At 62.2% G+C, this 18185-nt stretch carries 19 protein-coding genes; 8 read left to right on the top strand and 11 right to left on the bottom strand.

Annotated elements, in window-relative coordinates:
- Positions 1-5: 5 nt before the first annotated feature.
- From ACIP02_RS04300 to ACIP02_RS04280, 5 genes are all read right to left on the bottom strand, one after another.
- On the bottom strand, positions 6-1244 hold the full coding sequence (locus ACIP02_RS04300; RefSeq protein WP_400613571.1) for an RNA polymerase sigma factor: 1239 nt from the start codon (positions 1242-1244) through the stop codon (positions 6-8).
- Positions 1244-1729 carry an SRPBCC family protein gene (locus ACIP02_RS04295; protein WP_400613568.1) on the bottom strand — a complete coding sequence of 162 codons (486 nt, stop codon included), beginning with the start codon at positions 1727-1729 and terminating at the stop codon, positions 1244-1246. The genes ACIP02_RS04300 and ACIP02_RS04295 overlap by 1 nt, the downstream gene beginning before the upstream one ends.
- 21 nt (positions 1730-1750) lie before the next feature.
- Entirely contained in the window at positions 1751-2095 is a 345-nt protein-coding gene (locus ACIP02_RS04290) for a YciI family protein (RefSeq protein WP_400613566.1), read from the bottom strand.
- A gap of 44 nt (positions 2096-2139) precedes the next feature.
- Entirely contained in the window at positions 2140-2565 is a 426-nt protein-coding gene (locus tag ACIP02_RS04285) for a nuclear transport factor 2 family protein (RefSeq protein WP_201205284.1), read from the bottom strand.
- Between the two features lie 236 nt (positions 2566-2801).
- Entirely contained in the window at positions 2802-3059 is a 258-nt protein-coding gene (locus ACIP02_RS04280) for a DUF2790 domain-containing protein (RefSeq protein ID WP_280346105.1), read from the bottom strand.
- A 355-nt stretch (positions 3060-3414) separates the two neighbouring features.
- Here ACIP02_RS04280 and ACIP02_RS04275 point away from each other — a divergent pair, with 355 nt between their 5' ends.
- Positions 3415-3783, top strand: a complete 369-nt coding sequence (locus ACIP02_RS04275; RefSeq protein ID WP_400613563.1) for a GNAT family N-acetyltransferase — start codon at positions 3415-3417, stop codon at positions 3781-3783.
- Here the strand turns inward: ACIP02_RS04275 and def are convergent.
- The 3 genes from def to ACIP02_RS04260 form a co-directional block, all read right to left on the bottom strand.
- The gene (def, locus tag ACIP02_RS04270) at positions 3738-4274 is read right to left on the bottom strand and encodes a peptide deformylase (RefSeq protein ID WP_400613561.1); all 537 of its coding nucleotides are present in this window, start codon (positions 4272-4274) and stop codon (positions 3738-3740) included. The two genes, ACIP02_RS04275 and def, sit on opposite strands and share 46 nt — an antisense overlap.
- Positions 4271-5230 (bottom strand): YihY/virulence factor BrkB family protein, encoded by a 960-nt coding sequence (locus ACIP02_RS04265; protein ID WP_400613559.1) that lies wholly within the window; start codon positions 5228-5230, stop codon positions 4271-4273. Before ACIP02_RS04265 ends, def begins: the two co-directional genes overlap by 4 nt.
- Before the next feature lie 204 nt (positions 5231-5434).
- On the bottom strand, positions 5435-5614 hold the full coding sequence (locus tag ACIP02_RS04260; protein WP_325979805.1) for a CsbD family protein: 180 nt from the start codon (positions 5612-5614) through the stop codon (positions 5435-5437).
- A 244-nt stretch (positions 5615-5858) separates the two neighbouring features.
- Here ACIP02_RS04260 and ACIP02_RS04255 point away from each other — a divergent pair, with 244 nt between their 5' ends.
- Together ACIP02_RS04255 and ACIP02_RS04250 are read left to right on the top strand one after the other, a co-directional pair.
- Positions 5859-7331, top strand: a complete 1473-nt coding sequence (locus tag ACIP02_RS04255; RefSeq protein WP_400613556.1) for a nitrous oxide reductase family maturation protein NosD — start codon at positions 5859-5861, stop codon at positions 7329-7331.
- A 265-nt stretch (positions 7332-7596) separates the two neighbouring features.
- Positions 7597-7977, top strand: a complete 381-nt coding sequence (locus ACIP02_RS04250) for a hypothetical protein (RefSeq protein WP_400613554.1) — start codon at positions 7597-7599, stop codon at positions 7975-7977.
- A gap of 5 nt (positions 7978-7982) precedes the next feature.
- On the opposite strand, the gene ACIP02_RS04245 is transcribed toward ACIP02_RS04250, so the two are convergent.
- A complete protein-coding gene (locus ACIP02_RS04245; protein ID WP_400613552.1) occupies positions 7983-8819 on the bottom strand; it encodes a S1 RNA-binding domain-containing protein in 837 nt (278 codons plus the stop codon).
- A gap of 130 nt (positions 8820-8949) precedes the next feature.
- Here ACIP02_RS04245 and ACIP02_RS04240 point away from each other — a divergent pair, with 130 nt between their 5' ends.
- Complete coding sequence (locus ACIP02_RS04240; protein WP_400613550.1) at positions 8950-9810, top strand: DUF6279 family lipoprotein; 861 nt, start codon at positions 8950-8952, stop codon at positions 9808-9810.
- 111 nt (positions 9811-9921) lie between these two features.
- Here ACIP02_RS04240 and aceK read toward each other — a convergent pair whose 3' ends face one another.
- A complete protein-coding gene (aceK, locus tag ACIP02_RS04235; protein ID WP_400613547.1) occupies positions 9922-11637 on the bottom strand; it encodes a bifunctional isocitrate dehydrogenase kinase/phosphatase in 1716 nt (571 codons plus the stop codon).
- Positions 11638-11886: 249 nt separating this feature from the next.
- Here aceK and ACIP02_RS04230 point away from each other — a divergent pair, with 249 nt between their 5' ends.
- Both ACIP02_RS04230 and ACIP02_RS04225 read left to right on the top strand, forming a co-directional pair.
- On the top strand, positions 11887-12762 hold the full coding sequence (locus tag ACIP02_RS04230) for a DMT family transporter (RefSeq protein WP_400613545.1): 876 nt from the start codon (positions 11887-11889) through the stop codon (positions 12760-12762).
- A 13-nt stretch (positions 12763-12775) separates the two neighbouring features.
- Positions 12776-13234 carry a DUF4265 domain-containing protein gene (locus ACIP02_RS04225; protein ID WP_400613543.1) on the top strand — a complete coding sequence of 153 codons (459 nt, stop codon included), beginning with the start codon at positions 12776-12778 and terminating at the stop codon, positions 13232-13234.
- Between the two features lie 3 nt (positions 13235-13237).
- Here the strand turns inward: ACIP02_RS04225 and ACIP02_RS04220 are convergent, their stop codons facing one another.
- Positions 13238-14119, bottom strand: a complete 882-nt coding sequence (locus ACIP02_RS04220; RefSeq protein ID WP_400613541.1) for a DMT family transporter — start codon at positions 14117-14119, stop codon at positions 13238-13240.
- A 472-nt stretch (positions 14120-14591) separates the two neighbouring features.
- Between ACIP02_RS04220 and ACIP02_RS04215 the strand changes: the two genes are divergently transcribed.
- Entirely contained in the window at positions 14592-15452 is an 861-nt protein-coding gene (locus tag ACIP02_RS04215; RefSeq protein WP_400613539.1) for a formylglycine-generating enzyme family protein, read from the top strand.
- A gap of 127 nt (positions 15453-15579) precedes the next feature.
- Positions 15580-18042: a TonB-dependent siderophore receptor gene (locus tag ACIP02_RS04210; protein WP_400613537.1), complete on the top strand. Its 2463-nt coding sequence runs from the start codon at positions 15580-15582 to the stop codon at positions 18040-18042.
- Positions 18043-18185: the final 143 nt, after the last annotated feature.

Here is an 18185-nt window from a genome sequence, read left to right as displayed (position 1 = left end):
CAACATCAATCCATAGCCTGTAACCGCCGCTCGATATGCCTGCGCTCAGGCGCTTGCCGGGTCAGCGCCAGCGCCTGCCGCCACGCCGCACGTGCCTCTTCAAGCTGCCCCAGCTGGTAATGCAGTTCACCCCGCGCCGCATGCGCCAGGTGATAGTCCTGCAACTCCCCCCGTGCCAGAATGCCTTCAATCACCCGCAAACCAACCGCCGGCCCATCCCGCTTGGCCAGCGCCACCGCCCGGTTAAGCTCCACCACGGCGGACGGCCAATGCCGCTGCAACACGTCATACAGCCCGACGATCTCGGCCCAGTCCGTCTCTTCAGCCGTTGCCGCTTCGGCATGCACCGCAGCAATTGCCGCTTGCACGCTATAGGTGCCAAAACCGCGGCTTTGCAGGGCCTGACGCACCAGCTCGCAGCCCTCGGCGATGCGTTGCTGGTCCCACAGGCTACGGTCCTGCTGCTCCAACAGCACCAGGTTGCCTTGGCCATCCGTGCGCGCCTGTTGCCGTGACGCCTGCAGCAACATCAGCGCCAGCAGGCCGACTGCCTCCGGGTCAGGCAGCAATTGAACCAGCAACCGCGCCAGGCGGATGGCCTCGTCACTCAATGCCTGCTGCAAAAGTGCCTCCCCCGAAGAGGCTGAGTACCCTTCGTTGAACACCAGGTAAATCACCCGCAACACGCTTTCCAGGCGCTCGGGCAGCTCAATCAGCTCCGGCACCTGGTAAGGGATGCCGGCATCGCGGATCTTGGCCTTGGCGCGGACAATCCGTTGGGCAATGGTGGCAGGGCTTTGCAGGAAGGCACGGGCGATCTGCTCGGTGGTCAGGTCGCAGACTTCGCGCAGGGTCAGTGGCACCTGCGCATCGGCCGACAGCGCCGGGTGGCAGCAGGTGAAGATCAACCGCAGGCGGTCGTCTGCCAGCAGCTCTTCTTCACTGGGGTCTTGCGCCTGGCCGTCGAGCAGCATGCTCAGGTCAGCCTGGGAGCGGTCGAACCGGGCACGCCGGCGTAGCGCATCGATGGCCTTGAAGCGCCCTGTAGATACCAGCCATGCCCGCGGGTTGGCGGGGATACCGTCGTGCTGCCAGCGCTCGACGGCAATGAAGAAGGCATCATGCATGGCCTCCTCGGCCAGGTCGAAATCACCCAGCAGGCGAATCAGCGTCGCCAGGATGCGCCGCGACTCAGCCCGGTACACCGCCTCGACCTCGGTGCGCACCTGCGCCGGTGCCGCCATCAGTCAGGCATCCGCTGGGTCACCACCTCCACCAGGCGGTCCAGGCTTTCTCCCCAGCCCTGGTGGAAGCCCATTTCCTCATGGGCCCGGCAGTCTGCGGCATTCCAGTGCCAGGCACGGGCGGTGTAGCGGGTTTTGCCCTGCTCTTCGTCAAAGCTGATCACGGCAGTCATGAACGCTTTGTTGGACGGCACCCAGCCGGGGCCGAAAGCGTCGGTGAACACCAGCCGGCGCGGCGCGGCAATTTCCAGAAACACGCCCTGGTTAGGGTACTCGCTGCCATCCGGCGCCCGCATCAGGGTGCGGAACAGGCCACCGGCCCACAACTGCATCTCGCACTCCGGGGTGGTCATGCCGTGCGGCCCCCACCACTGCATCAGCCAGTGGGGTTCGGTCCAGGCGCGGAACACCTTGGACGGGGGGGCGTCGATCAGGCGGCTGATGGACAACTCGTGTTGCGCTTGCGCAAGGGGTGCAAGGCTCATGCTGGGGTCTCTCCGTGGCAGTCAGGGTTGCAGTTCGCGCACTGGTCGCACTTCGACACTGCCAACCCGCGCGGCTGGGATGCCCTTGGCGATGTTCAGCGCTTCATTAAGGTCGCGGGCCTCGACCAGGTAAAAGCCGGCCAGCTGCTCCTTGGTTTCGGCGAACGGGCCGTCGGTCAGGCTCATGTGCCCGTTACGCATGCGCACCGTAGTGGCCGTCTGCACCGGCTTCAATGCCTCGGCCGCAAGCATTCGACCGGAGCCGTGGACAGCTTCAGCGTAAGCCATGCATTCGGCGTCTTCCGGGCTGTCGGGCAGGCTGTGCAACAGCCCCTCGTCACAATAGACCAGGCACAGGTATTTCATGGTCGCCTCCAGGGCATTGGCAAAGTGCGTTTGGCGATAACGGCTCAGGGCTTGAGATCGAACAGGGCTTTTTGCGTTTCCATGTCGAAAGGCGCCGACCAGTGTTCGTGGATTACCTGCCACTGGCCGCCCTGACGACGGTAGCCCACGGTGGCGCGCATGAAGCCGCACTGGCTTTCGTCGTCTCCCGGGCCGCAGCGGTTCAGCCAGTGGGCCAGTGCCAGGTCGCCGGCCGCATGCACGGTCAGTTCGGCGAGCTCGAAGACCATGGGACCGGTACACATGTTCATGCACATTTCCCAGTGCGCCGTGTACACGGCCTTGCCTTTGAATTGCAGGGACTGGATGGCATCGAAGGCGACGATGTCGTCGGCATAGGGGGCGATGATGTTGGGGATGTCGCGATCGCGCACGGCCTGCATCCAGCGCTCGATCAGTTGGCGGATTTCGGTTTCGGCTGCGGTGCTCATCGGGGGTTCCTCCGACAGGTCATAGGTTTGGACACGCGGTTGAGCGTGCCTTCAGCTATGGTCGAACGGAAATGGGAGGAATCGACAGGGATTGGAAATTATTCTGAATGCTGATGGCCCCATCGCCGGCAAGCCAGCTCCCACTGGGGTTGCACAACATTCAGATGTTGCGATAACCCTGTGGGAGCTGGCTTGCCGGCGATGGGCCATCAGCAACTACATCGAACAGAGGTCGATCACCCCTGCTGGCAACCCTCACCCATGGCACGATACTGGAGGGTATGCACCTGGCCCTGGTGGTCTTCATAGGTCATGGTCGCAGGTACCACTTCGCAGACATTGGGGATGGTCGACAGGTTGATCACCCGCTTGATGTCGAGGTTCATCGAGTAGTCGTACTGCTGGGCCACAGGCTGGCTGGAGACGGGTTTGGCCTCATCGGCGAGGGCGAACGAGGACATACCGACCAATGCAAGAATCAGTAATGGTTTCATGTGGGTTTGCCTTTTGAGCTTTCAAGCTGATCGATTGACTTCTATTGCCGTGTGCGGCGCGGAGAAGTTGCCATCTTCGGTAAAAGAGGGCACGAAGTACCGATCCCGCTTCGTACTGCCAGGGGGGATGAATAAAAGTCTACTCTCGGCCAGCAATAGTTGAACCCCGAACTCGGATATTCACCCTTGCCGGATTTGCAACAATCTGCGACAAGATGGCTGCAAATCATTAAGCCAGAGCCTCTGGTCAGCTTTCAGGGTAGGGCCCGTGATTTCTGAAAATTTATCGTGTTCGAAACTTTCGAACACAGAACGCCGGCTGCTGGACCACTTTTACCGCCAGCACGGCTCGCGCATGCGCGCCGCGAGCGATGCAGCACTGTGGGTCGCCAGGGGCCCGGGCATCATCGCCGGGCTAAGCCTGAGTAAAGTGGGCGAAGGTTTATGGCTGACCGGCCTGTTCGTCGAGCCGCAGCAACGCAGCCAAGGGGTGGCTGGGCGATTGGTCGAGGCGGCGCTGGCACAGGCTGATGGGCCAACCTGGCTGTTCTGCCATCCGGACCTGGCGCCCTTCTACCAGCGCTTGGGTTTCGACCAGGCCCAGCAGTTGCCAGAAGCCCTGGCCGGCCGCCTGCAACGCTACCAGCGCAGCAAACGGCTGGTAGCCCTGCAGCGGGGTCAGTCGTCGTTGACTTCCAGCCCGGGGAACAACACCTCGGTGTAGCCGAATTTGGCAAAGTCCTGGATGCGTGACGGGTACAGGCGGCCGATCAGGTGGTCGCACTCATGCTGCACCACCCGGGCATGGAAGCCGTCGGCAAAGCAGCTGATCGGGTTGCCCTGCGGGTCGATGCCTTCGTAGCAGATATGCTTGAAGCGCGGCACCACGCCACGCAAACCGGGCACCGACAGGCAGCCCTCCCAACCGTCCTCGACCTCGCTGGAAGTCGGCGTGATGACCGGGTTCAGCAGGATGGTCTGCGGCACCGCCTCGGCATCCGGGTAGCGCTCGCTGCGTTCGAAGCCGAAGATCACCAGTTGCAGGTCGATGCCGATTTGCGGCGCGGCCAGGCCCACGCCGCCAACGTGGCGCATGGTTTCGAACATGTCGTCGATCAGTAGCTGCAGCTCGGCACTGCCGAGCATGTGCTCGGGTACGGGAGGGGCGATGCGCAGCAGGCGTTCATCGCCCATTTTCAGGATTTCGCGGATCATCGGGGTTGAGGCTCGGAGGTATGAGGCTCGCTCGGTTTCGGGTGCTCATGGCCCAGCACGGTGATGGTTTCCTTGGGCTTTTCGCCGTCGAAATCCTTCTCGCCCGGGTCTTTGCCCTCGGCCGACATGTGCTCGATCACGGCATTCATTTCGGCGCCAAGCAGCAGCACGGCAGCCGAGATATAGAAATACAGCAACAGCACGATGATTGCACCAATACTGCCATACATGGCGTTGTAGTCGGCGAAGGTCTTCACATAGTAGGCGAAGCCCAGCGAAGCCAGGATCCACACCACCACCGCCAATACCGAACCCGGGGTGATGAAGCGAAATTTCTGTTTCACATCCGGCATCACGTAGTAGATCAGCGCCACCGCCACCATCAACAAAAGGACGATCACCGGCCAGCGCAGCACAGTCCACAAGGTAACGATGAACTCCTCCATGCCAACCTGGGAGGCGATCCATTCCATGACCTGCGGGCCGAGTACCATCAGCGCGGCGGCCGCCAGCAGCATGCCGGCCAAGCCCACGGTGTAGAAGATGGACAGCGGAATACGCTTCCATACCGGACGGCCCTCAGGCACGTCATAGGCCGCATTCATTGCACTCATCATCAGGCGCACGCCGGCAGATGCCGTCCACAGGGCGATGACGATACCGACCGACAGCAGCCCGCCCTTGGACTGTTGCAGCTGGTCGATAACCGGGTTGACCTGCTCCAGGGCCTGCGGTGGCAGCACCAGTTCCGATTGCAGGCGCAACCAGGAAAAGAAGTCTGGCAGGTGCAGGAAGCCGATCAGGGCGATCAGGAACAGCAGGAAGGGGAATAGCGAGAATAGCGCCTGGTAGGCCAGGGCCGAGGCATAAGTGGACATCTCGTCGTCGAGGAATTCCTTGACGGTACGCACCAGCACGCGGTGCAAGGGCAGGCCCTGCAGGGCGGGAAAAATCATAGCGTCTCCTTTCGCCGCTCGATCGTTACAACAGGCAAGTTTAATAGACCATGCCGATGCTGTGCTGCTCCCGGCCATTTACAGAATATTCTTACGACAGTGAGGGCCTCTTCGCGGGTGAACCCGCTCCTACATTGGCCGGCGTACAGTGCCCAATGCAGGGGCGGCTTCAGCCGCGAAGAGGCCGGCACAGGCCACCTCAAATCAAGGCTTCTTCACCGCATCCTTGATATCACCCTTGATCTGTTGCCCTTCACCCTTGATTTCCTGCGCCTTGCCCTCGGCCCGCAACTTGTCGTTGTCGGTCACCTTGCCAACACCCTGTTTCACGTTGCCGATCGCCTCGTTGGCCAGGCCTTTCGCTTTGTCTTTAGTACCGCTCATGGCAAAACTCCTGCAAATGGAGACACGTGAACCGTGTCGACAGAGGGTGGACCCAACGTCTGCGCCAGGAGTTTCAACCAATTTTCCAGCCACAAGCCGAACGGTAAAACTACGGGCGAATACCGCACCAAATAACCCTGGCGACCCTACGCTGCCCGCACCACTGCCCTAGAATCCCCCGCAAACGTCCGCCCGAAGCAGGCTGGCACTCGATAACAACAATGTCTTACGGATACCCGCACCCATGCGTCTGATGCCTGCGCTGGTGGCCTTGCTGCCACTGCTCCCCCTGCCTGCCTTGGCCGCCGCACCGGTCAGCCCCGAAACCCTGCGTGTCGAGCGCTACAGCGACGACGGCCAGCCCGGCTCGCTGCGCTGGGCCATCGAAACCAGCAACCAGAACCCCGGCCATTACCGCATCGACATTGCGGCGGTCGGCAAAGCGCCTTATGTCATACGCCCCACCCGCGCACTGCCGGAAATCAAAGGCCCGGTCAGCATTACCGGCCTGCCTTGGGCCCACGACGGCCAATACATCGCCATCGACGGTTCGGCCTACATCAAGGACCAAGGCGTACGTACCTGCCCCGGCGCCCTGCCCGGCCAGTTCGGCACCAACGTGCGCACCACCACCAACCCAGGGCTGGTGCTGCGTGACACCCAGGGCGTGCACCTGAGTGGCCTGGAGGTGCGCAACTTCTGCATCGGCATCCTGGTCAACCGCGCCAGCAATAACGTGATCGAAGACAACCGCATTGTCGCCAACAAAGGCGGTGCCGGCATCATGCTGACCGGCGACGACGGCGCCGGTAACCCCACCGCCACCACCACGAACAACAACAAGGTGCTGCGCAACCAGTTGATCGACAACGGCGACGGCCTGGAGCTGACCCGCGGCGCGGCGTTCAACCTGGTGGCCGACAACCTGTTCCGCTCCACCGCAGCCAACCCCGAGCCGTCGCAAGGCATCGAGATTTTGCTGGGCAACGACAACAGCGTGGTGCGCAACCGCTTCGAGAACTACTCCGACGGCATGCAGATCAACTGGGGCAAGCGCAACTACCTGGCGGCCAACACCTTCAGCGGCAACTCGATTGGCGTCAGCGTCACCGGCGAGGGCAACATCCTCGACGGCAACCTGATCCACGGTAACCGCATCGGCGTGGCCCTGCGGCCGGAGCCCGAGGTGACTGCCACGCGCCTGAGCGGCAACCGCATCTGGGGCAACAGCCAGGATATCCGCCGCTGTGAGGCCGGAGGCTCGTGCGTACCCGACCAGCGCACCGGCGCCATCGTATTTGGCGTGCCGGCCCAGGCGCATGCGTTATATGTAGGGTCACGCGGGGTCGGGGCCGATTTGCCGAAGAAGGACCAGGCGATCATCTGCGATGCCAAGGGCGAGCCGAAGCCGTGCCAGCCGCTGCCCAACCATAATCAGCAGGCACCAAAACTGGTTGCGCTGGATGGCAATGTGCTGCGCGGTGAGGTACAGGGGCCGGCGTCGAGCCTGTTGCGGGTGGAGTTCTTTGGTAATGCCGAAGCGGACGGCACCGAGGCCGAGCAGTACCTTGGGGAAGTGCTGGTGAACAGCGACAAGCAGGGGCAGGCGCGGTTTGCCCAGGTTTTGGAAAACATGGGTGGGTTGCGCAGCGTTACTGCGACTGTGACTACCGCTGATGGGGCTACTTCTGAGTTGAGCCTGCCGGTTCGGCGGTAACGAACCGCTTGCTCCGGCTACTGCGGTCAGTGTAGGAGCGGCCTTGTGTCGCGAAAGGGCCGCAACGCGGCCCCGGCAATTCCGGCGGCGAAGCTGCAAATGTGGGGCCGCTGCGCGCCCCTTTCGCGACACAAGGCCGCTCCTACATGGACCGCGTATCCGCCAAACACCGAGCCGCCTGTAGACAAAGCCATCAAACCTTGCCCCGCCCCCGTGCCACCCCTCACAATGCAAGCCTTCATAGCGTCAACCCGCAGGAACCTGCATGAAACTCGACAAACCCGCCGCCATCGCCCGGCGTAACGAAGCACTGGCCCGCCCGGTGCTGAACAGCAGCAACACCCTGTTCGCCATCCTGGACAACAAACGCAACCTGTGGTGGTTCGAAGTGCCGGTGGCGCTGCTGGGCAAGGGCCAGGCCGACTGGGTCAACCTGCTGCTGCACACCCCGGAAAACGATGAGCTGCAGCACCTGAAGGTGCCCACCAACTTCCTCAAGGCCCATCTGGAGCAAATGGAAGTGCGCAAGCCCGGCAAGCGCCGCTCGACCATCAGCCTGGCCCTCAGCGCCGACCGCGATTCGCTGCTGCGCGACACCCGTCCGGGTGGCGAGCAGCTGGACTTCCGCAACTTCGTGCAGGCGTAAGGCCGTCAGGCCTTTTCGATCCGGTCGTCATGGATGACGATCAGGCCCTGCTTAAACAGGCCGCCAATGGCCTTCTTGAAGTTGCCCTTGCTGACGTTGAACAGCTTGCTGATCAGCGCCGGGTCGCTCTTGTCACACACACCCAGCACCCCGCCTTCGGCTTCCAGGCGCGCCATGATCTGCTCTTGCAGGCTGTCGGCCAAGGCCGCGCCTACCGGCTGCAGGCTGAGGGCGATCTTGCCGTCGTGGCGCAGTTCCTTGATGAAGCCTTTCTCGTGCATGCCCGAACGCAGGAACTTGAATACCTCGTTTTTGTGGATCAGGCCCCAGTGGCGGTTGTTGATGATGGCCTTGAAGCCCATCGGCGTTTCGCCTGCCACCAGCAGCTCGACCGGCTGGCCCACCTTGTAGTCGGCCGGGGCAACGTCGAGGTAACGGTCCAGGCGTGAAGTGGCGGTGATACGGCGGGTGCGCTTGTCGAGGTACACGTGCACCACGCAGTAGTCGCCGATCTTCAGCTGCCGCGCTTCTTCCGAGTACGGCATCAGCAGGTCCTTGGACAGGCCCCAATCGAGGAAGATGCCGGCACCGTTGATGTCCTTGACCTTGAGGCTGGCAAACTCGCCAACCTGCACCTTGGGCTTCTCGGTGGTGGCGATCAGCTGGTCTTCGCTGTCCAGGTAAATGAACACGTTCAGCCAGTCATCGACTTCGGTTTCGGCGTTTTTCGGGATGTAGCGCCCGGGCAGCAGGATCTCGCCATCGGCGCCGCCGTCCAGGTACAGACCGAAGTCCACGTGTTTCACGATTTGCAAACTGTTGTAACGCCCAAGCAGAGCCATTTCCGATGATCCTCAAGACAAGGAGGCTATTCTACACCTGAAGCCAGCGTGTCGCCCGGCCGCTGATACAGTGGAACCGTCAGCCGCCCCTTGCGTCTACCGTCTGGCCAGTCCCAGCAAGGAACAGCACATGCCACTCCGCCTGTCCAAAGCCCTGCTTATCGCCATCGGCCTCGCCCTGGCCCTTGCCGCCTGCAGCCGCATGGACCTGGCCTACCGCAACCTTGACCACCTGGTACCGTGGTCGCTGGGCGATTACCTGGACATGAACCGCGAGCAGAAAACCCTGCTCGACGACCGCCTGAAGCAACACCTGGCCTGGCATTGCAAAACCCAGCTGCCCGGCTACCTCGACTGGCTGGACCGGGTACGCGGCATGGTCGCCGATAATCAGGTGACCGACCAGGCCCTGCAGCAACGCACCCGCGAAGCCCGCCAGGCGATTGGCGTGGTGGCCGAGGAAATCACCCCGTCGGCCGCCGAGTTGCTGCGCGGCATGAGCGACAGCCAGGTGGCGGAAATGCGCGAGGCGTTTCGCGACGACATCAGCGAGCGGCAGAAAAAATATGTAGATACCCCGCTGGCCAAGCAAATAACCCGCCGTAGCGAGCGCATGGAAAAACGCCTGACGCCGTGGTTTGGCGAGCTGACCCCGGTGCAGAAGCAACGGGTAGAAGCCTGGTCCGCGGCGCTGGGTGACCAGAACCGTGAATGGATCGCCAACCGCGCCCACTGGCAGCAGCAACTGCTGCTGGCGATGAACCAGCGCAACGACGCCAGCTTCGAGCCGCGCCTCGCGACCTTGTTGCAGCGCAAGGAGAGCTTGTGGACGCCGGAGTACCGGGCGGCGTATCAGAATACCGAGCAGCAGGCGCGCAGTTTGCTGGTGGATTTGGTGCAGCAGAGTTCCCCGCAGCAGCGGCGGTTTCTGCAGGAGCGGCTGGGCAAGGTGCGCACCGATTTCAGTGAGTTGAAGTGTTTGAAGGGATGATGGTGTAAGCAGGCCTGGCCTTTTCGCGGGTAAACCCGCTCCTACAACAGGCGGTGATTGCCCTGTAGGAGCGGGTTTACCCGCGAAGAGGCCAGGCCTGCTAAAGCAAATTCAGCGGGCCTTGCGCCTATAAGGAAACACATCAATCACCTTCCCCTCACGTATCGCCGCCTGCAGCCCCTTCCAGTAATCCGCGTCATACAACTCCCCATGCAAACGGCTGAACAACCGCCGCTGGCCAATATCGGCAAACAAGAACGGCGGAAACTCTTCGGGGAACACGTCATGCGGCCCGATCGAGTACCACGGCTCGCCCGACATTTCGTCCTCCGGGTAACGCGGTGGCGGGATATGGCGGAAATTAACCTCGGTCAAGAAGCTGATTTCGTCGTAGTCATAGAACACCACCCGGCCATGGCGGGTAACGCCGAAATTCTTCAGCAACATGTCGCCAGGGAAAATGTTCGCCGCCGCCAGCTGCTTGATCGCCAGGCCGTAATCCTCCAGCGCCTCCAGCACCTGGCCCTCGCTGGCATGCTCCAGGTACAGGTTCAACGGCGTCATGCGGCGCTCGGTCCAGCAGTGGCGGATCAGCACCGTGTCGCCTTCCAGTGCCACGGTCGAGGGTGCCACCTCCAGCAGCTCGGTCAGGCACTCGGGCTCGAACTTGCTTCGCGGGAAGCGAAAATCGGCAAACTCCTGGGTATCGGCCATACGCCCTACCCGGTCGACGCTTTTCACCAGCCGGTACTTGTCGATCACCGTGGCACGGTCAACCGTCTTCGACGGCGCAAAGCGGTCCTTGATGATCTTGAACACGGTGTTGAAACCCGGCAGGGTGAACACGCTCATGACCATGCCCCGCACCCCCGGCGCCATGACGAAACGGTCGTCGCTGCTGGCCAGGTGGTTGATCAGGGCGCGGTAGAACTCCGACTTGCCCTGCTTGTAGAAGCCGATTGAGGTGTAGAGCTCGGCAATGTGCTTGCCCGGCAGGATGCGCTTGAGAAAGTTGACGAACTCGGCCGGCACCGGCACATCGGCCATGAAGTACGAGCGGGTGAACGAGAAAATGATCGACACCTCGGCCTCGTCGGTGATCAACGCATCGGCCTCGATGCCGTGGCCCTCGCGGTGCAGCAGGGGGATCACCAAGGGCCACTGCTCGTCGCCGTTGTACAGGCGCCCGACCAGGTAGGCGCCCTTGTTGCGGTACAGCACCGGCACGAACAGCTCCAGGGCCAGGGCCGGGTCCTTGCACACCCAGTCAGGCAGGCATTCGCGCAGTTGCTCTTCCAGGCGCGCCAGGTCCCCTTCCAGGTCGCCATAGGGCACATCGAACGGGTAATCGGCGAACAGCGCGCGCAACAAACCCTTCAGGCTGCCTTCAAGCCGATAGGTACGGGTTTGCGCAGCCCGTTCGCGGCCACGCATGGACGGCCGGGTGGTGTGGATGAACATGCAGCCGTCGCTGATCAGGTCGTGGCTGAACAGGCTGCAGAACAGCGAGTTGTACCAGGTCTCGGCCAACTCGTCGTCCAGGCGCGGGTCGATCAGGTGGATGTAAGCGTTCTTCACCAGTGGCCACTGTTCCACGTCCAGCAGCACGTCTGCCGCAAACGCCTGGCGCAGCCAGCCGTTGACCTCGGCGACCTTCTCTTCATAGAGGTTGATGCGCTCGGCGGCGGCCTGCTGGATAACCTGCCAGCGCGCCTGCTCGAAGCGCTGGCGGGCACCGAGGGTGATGCGCTGGAAGTGGTCGCGGTAGTCGTCGAAGCCGGCGAGGATGGTGCGGGCGATTTCGACTGCGGGCCAGGGCTGGGGCATGGGGGACGCCTCGGGGCAAGGTGAGATAGAGAGCTTAGTCGGCCTGTTCGTAATGCGGCGCCTGTGCGGGCCTCTTCGCGGGTAAACCCGCTCCTACAGGGACCGCACACAGCCTGAAATCGGTGCCCCCCTTGTAGGAGCGGGTTCACCCGCGAAGAGGCCGGCACAGGTTTACACCGCAAGAAAGCACAAGAATCCCCCCGCACCCTGGCGTACACTCGCGCCCCTGCCCTGCCTCCGGAGACCGTTGTGAGCCCCATCGCCCTAGCCCGCCTGCTGACCCTTGCCGCCGTCTGGGGGGCGAGCTTTCTGTTCATGCGCATCATCGCCCCCGAGCTGGGCACGGTGCCGACCGCGTTCTTCCGTGTGTCCATTGCCTGCCTCGGCCTGATCGCGCTGCTCGCCGCCGCCCGCGTGCGCTGGGACTTTCAGGGCAAGCTCGGCGCCTGCCTGGTGCTGGGCATGATCAACTCCGGCATCCCCGCCACCTTCTACTCGGTGGCCGCACAGGTACTGCCCGCCGGCTACTCGGCGATCTTCAACGCCACGACCCCGCTGATGGGTGTGCTGATCGGTGCCCTGTTCTTCCGCGAGGCCATGACCCTGCCCAAGCTCGGTGGCATCTTCCTTGGCCTGTTCGGCGTCGGCATCCTCAGCGGCGCCGGCCCGGTCGCCTTCGATACAGCGTTGGTGCAAGGGGCCCTGGCGTGCCTGGCCGCCACCACCTGCTATGGCTTTGCCGGTTTCCTCGCACGGCGCTGGGTCAGCGGCCTGGACAGCCGGCTTTCGGCTTTGGGCAGCATGCTCGGCGCTACATTGCTGATGACCCCGCTGTTTGCCTGGAGCGCCCTCACCCAGCCGCCGGCGAGCTGGGGTGGCTGGCAGGTCTGGCTGTCGCTGCTGGGCCTGGGCCTGCTGTGCACCGCTTTCGCCTATATTCTGTATTTCCGCCTGCTGGCCGAAATCGGCCCGGTAAAAGCCAGCACCGTTACCTTCCTGATCCCGGTATTCGGCGTAGTGTGGGGGGCGTGGTTGCTCGATGAGCCGTTGTCGATGGCGCACCTGTACGGCGGCCTGCTGATTGGCGCGGCGTTGTGGCTGGTGCTGCGCCCGGCGCGCAACTGAAGCGGGAGGTGTGATGGACAGCACGTACAAGAAGGTCCTGTTCCGCCTGGCACAGGACGCCAACGGCTACCCACCGGCCTCGGTCGAGGGCCTGTGGGCCAAGGCGGTAGAAGGTGGCTATGCCATCGACAACATTCCGTTTCATGTCTACGGCATTGCCCCGGGCGACGTGATCGTCACCCGCGAAGAGGCCGGCGAAACCTGGTTCGCCGAACTGCGCCAAAGTGGCGGCAGCTCGGTGTTCCGGATTGTCGTGCGGCCACCGGAAACCCTGGACCAGGTCCGCGCCGCCTTGCAGGACTTCGGCTGCGCCTGCGAAACCGAACCGGCAGTGAAGATGCTGGCCGTCGAAGTGTCGCCGCAGCGGTCACTCGACACCCTGCTCTACTACCTGCTCACCCAGCGCGAAGCCGGCCTACTGGACTTCGAGGAGGGCGTATTGCGCCACGCCATCCCCGAAGAGTTCCGCTAAGGCTTACGCCTCGGCCAAACGGGCAGCGGGCTTGCGAAACACGAACAGCAGGCCCACCACGATCATCCCCATGCCCAGCAGGCTGAGCGGCGCCAGGCGGTTACCGAAGATGAGAAAATCCATCACCGCGGTGACTGCCGGCACCAGGTAGAACAGGCTGGTGACATTGACCAGGTTGCCTTTGGCGATCAGCCGGTACAACAGCAAGGTCGCCAGCAGCGAGACCACCAGCCCCATCCACAGCAACGCACCGACAAAGCCGCCGGTCCACTGCACCTGCAGCGGCTGCAGCGGTGCGAACAGCGCGCACATGGCAAAACCGGCCAGGTATTGCAGCGGCAGCGTGCCCATGGGGTTGTCGGTGATGCGCTTCTGCAGGATCGAGCCAAAGGTCATGCTGGCCAGCGCCAGCAGGGCGAACAGCATGCCCGCCAGCGACACCCCGCCCAGGTTGATGCCCTGGTAGACCACCATGATCAGGCCGCTCAAGCCCAACCCCAGGCCGAACAGGCGGCTCCAGGAGCGCTGGCGCTCCATTAGCACCACGGTAAGGATCGGTTGCACCCCCATCACCGTGGCCATGATGCCCGGGGTGACATAGGTGTTGAGCGCCAACAGGTAGAAGATCTGGTAGGCACCGAGCAGGACGCACCCGGTACCGAGGGCCCGCAGGATGGCCCCGCGACTGCGCGGCCAGCGTAGCCCCAGCAGCGGGCCGATCAGCAACAGGCCGGTGAGGGCCAATGCCGAACGCAACAGCAGGAACGCGAACGGGCTGGCATGCGCCAGGCCCAGCTTGGAGACGATCGCCCCGCTGCTCCACAGCAGGACGAACAGGCTGGTAGTGGCCGCCGAGGCCACGGATGCTTTGCTAAAGACAGACATGTGTTGCCACCTGATAGTAGGCGAATAAGCCAAACGGACGGCGTGCGCTTCAGCGAGGGAAGTAGCCGTCCGTATTCAGTAGGTTGCGTGTGCGAAGGGATGCGGCCAGAAGCCGATCAGCCCAGCACGACCACGCAAGGAGGCGGAGCTACGCCGCCTACAACGCCACTGAAAGGTGGTGGGTAGTGACTGATCATGACCGGCTGCTGGCTGCCACGCACGACCATGCCCGCGACTGGCGCGATGGCAAAGCATGTGGTGGAAGGGCTGGCTGGCATGAACAGGTCTTCGGGAAGAGAACAATGGGCTGGACTATAGCCCGGTGCTTTGCGGCTGGCAACCATCCCTGCATCACTCGATCCCCTGTGTAGGAGCGGCCGCGCTGGCTGAACATGCACTGGTTAATTTTCCACCACCCCGACTCGTCTGAATGCGAAACGCAGCACGCATTCACCTGCTTCGAGGAGTACCGATGAACGTATCCACCTGGCTCTACCGGCCAGCCCAGATCACCTGCCTGCTGCTGGTCAGCGCCTACGCCCACGCCGCCAAGCCCGGCGATGTGTTCAAAGACTGCAAGGACTGCCCGGAAATGGTCGTGCTGCCCGCCGGCAGCTATGTCATGGGCGCCCCCGACGACGAAGTCGGCCGCCAGCCCGACGAGGGCCCACTGCACACCGTGACCTTCGCCAAGCCGTTCGCCATGAGCCGCTACCAGGTTACCGCGGGTGAACTGGACGCCTACATCAAGGCCACCGGCACCGTCATCAAGAGCGGCGACGAGCGCCCAGGCCGCTGGTGCGAAGCCAGCCAGCCGACCTACAAGCAGGGCCCCCGCCAACCCGCAGTGTGCGTCGACTACGACGAAGTGCAGGCTTACACCCAGTGGCTGGCCAAAACCACCGGCAAGCCTTACCGCATGGTCAGCGAGGCCGAGCGCGAATACGCCGCCCGCGGCGGCTCGACCGGGCCCTTCCCCTTCCCCTTCGACGAGCCGGGCAAGTACGAAATCAGCAAGCACGCCAACACCTACGGCCCCAAGGACGGCTACGCCTTCACCTCGCCCGTGGGCAGCTACCCGGCCAACGCCTTCGGCATGTACGACATGCACGGCAATGTCTACGAATGGGTTGCCGACTGCTATCACGAAAGCTACGAAGGCGCCCCCAGCGACGGCAGCGCCTGGATCCACGACCCCAAATGCATCCGCGCGCACATGCGTGGCAACGACTGGGGCGAGCCGCCGATCTTCTCCCGCTCGGCCAACCGCAACGACCGCCTCAAGACCACCCGTGGTGACTTCCTCGGCTTTCGCGTAGCACGCGAATTGTGAAGGTGTGACGCGGTAGACGCAGCAGCCCTGAAAAAAATCGCCAATAAGAATCGTTCCGGTTTTTCTCGGGTGCTGCGTCACATAGCTGACATAACTAAAAACCCCTCTGCCAACGAGACCGCAATAGATGTCCAAGTCCTTGCCCGGCCCGCTCAACCCGCTTGCCAAAGCGTTACTGATCCGTCATTCCCTTCGCCCCCAGCGCGCACTGTCGCGCATCGGCCTGGGCCTGGCCCTGTCCGGTGCGCTGGTTGCCCAGGTGCAGGCGCAGGAATGGACGTTGGATATTCCGGCGCAGTCGATGAATTCGGCGCTGCAGGCGCTGGCCAAGCAGACGGATACCCAGTTGCTGTATAGCCCGGAGGATATCAGTGGAGTGCGTTCCACAGCACTGAAAGGCAAGCATGACCTGCAGTCTTCGTTGCGGACATTGCTGCAAGGCACCGGCTTGCGTTACCAGATCGATGGCAACACCGTGACCGTGACGGCCAGCTCAAGTGCAAAGGACGGCCAGGTCGAACTTTCGGCGACCAACGTCAATAGCATTGGCCTGGGGGCCACTACCGAAGGCACGGGTTCCTACACTACTGGCTCCACCAGTACTGCCACCAAGATGAATCTGTCGATTCGCGAAACACCACAAACCATCAGTGTCATCACCCGCCAACGCCTGGATGACCAGCAACTGCATACGATGAGCGAAGTGCTGACCCAGGCACCGGGCATTACCATGTCCCAGGATGGCGGTGAGCGTTTCAACATCTACTCGCGTGGCAGCCAGATCAACACCTACCAGATCGACGGAGTGACCACGACCCAGGAAAACCAGACGCGGACCATGCCCGGTACGTTGATGGACATGGCCTTGTACGACCGCGTGGAAATCGTGCGCGGCGCCACCGGCCTGATGACCGGCGCAGGCGACCCCAGCGGCGTGGTCAACGTCATTCACAAGCGCCCGACCGCGCATTTTCAGTCATACGTCCAAGGTACCGTCGGCTCCTGGGATTACAACCGCCTGGAAGCGGACGTTTCCGGCCCGCTTGTCGACAGCGGCAAACTGCGCGGGCGCTTTGTCGCAGCCAAGCAGAACAACAACACCTTCATGGATTGGTACAGCCAGGACAAGAACATTGCTTATGGCGTCATCGAAGCCGATGTGACCGATACCACGCTGGTGCGTTTCGGCGTTGACTATCAGACCTACAAGGCCACAGGCGCCCCAGGCGTGCCGCTGATGTACAACAATGGCCAGCAAACCAACTTTTCGCGCTCGACCAGTGCGGGGGCACGTTGGGCGTATGATGATTACGAAACCTACAACTACACCATCAACATCGACCAGCAGCTTGCCAATGACTGGCAACTCAAGCTGGCCGCAAACTACATGGATGTGGACCGTGACGTAGGCGTTGCCTACTACGCCACCAACAGCGTTACTTCCAGCCTGGATCCGGCAACCAACCGCGCCAATGCCGAACGCGGAAAATCCTGGGCCGACCAGACACAAAAAGGGATAGACGTGACATTGCAAGGGCCCTTCCAGGCCTTTGGCCAGACACATGAGCTGATTTTCGGCTACAACTATCAAGAATACGACAACACACACTTCTCCTACACCGGCGGTACGCAAAGTTTCGATTTCGATACCTGGGACAACGAGCTGCCCAAGCCGGATACCTACACGCCTTTGCTGGACTTCAACATCAACTCACGGCAACGCGGATATTTCGCGGCGACGCGTCTTAACTTTACCGATGATCTGCATTTGATCCTGGGTGCACGCGGTAGCGACTACGAGTACAACTACTATTCGAAGGTGCTCAACAACGTGGCCTTGACGCCGGTCGACTACGGCATGAAAGAAAACGGGGTGGTCACGCCGTACGCGGGGCTTGTCTACGACTTGACCCCCGAACAGTCGGTGTACGTCAGCTACACCGATATTTTCAAGCCGCAAGCAAACCGGGACATCGACAACAAGCCACTGGACCCCGTGGAAGGCACCAACTACGAGGTTGGCTGGAAGGGTGAGTTCTTCGACAGCCGCCTCAATGCCAACGCTGCGCTCTATTACATCAAGCGTGACAACCTGGGTGTCGCCACTGGCGAAACGATCCCGAACACCAATGATAACGCCTACAAGGCTGTCAGCGGCGCAAAGACCAAGGGTGTCGACCTGGAGCTTTCCGGTGAGGTTCTGCCGGGCTGGAATGTGCAGTCCAGCTATAGCTGGTCCCGTACCGAGGATTCCGACGGCAATCGCCAGCTGACCCAGTTGCCCACCGACACGGTACGCTTCTGGACCACCTACCGCCTGCCCGGCGAGTGGGACAAGCTGACTGTCGGTGGCGGCGTCAACTGGAACTCCAACACATCGCTGTACTTCACCCGTTACCAGACTTGGGCAAAACAGGATGACTACTATGTGGCCAGCCTGATGGCACGCTACCAAGTCACCGATCACCTGAGCACTACCCTGAACATCAACAACCTGTTCGACGAAAAGTACTATGCCGGTTTTGCCGGGAACTACGGCCACTACGGTGCACCGCGTAATGCCATGTTGAACCTGCGCTACGACTTCTGACGGGCTGCTCGATACAAAAAAAGCGGCGTTGTTCCTGGTGAACAACGCCGCTTTTTTATTGCCTGCTCTGATAAAGCATCTTGGCTGAGAGGTGCTTGGCACAGCATTTTTATCGGCTTTGAGATCGAGCGCCGCCCGCGCGG

Source organism: Pseudomonas sp. NPDC089408 (assembly GCF_044749445.1).
Lineage (GTDB): Bacteria > Pseudomonadota > Gammaproteobacteria > Pseudomonadales > Pseudomonadaceae > Aquipseudomonas.
This window is presented reverse-complemented; position numbering and strand designations above follow the sequence as displayed.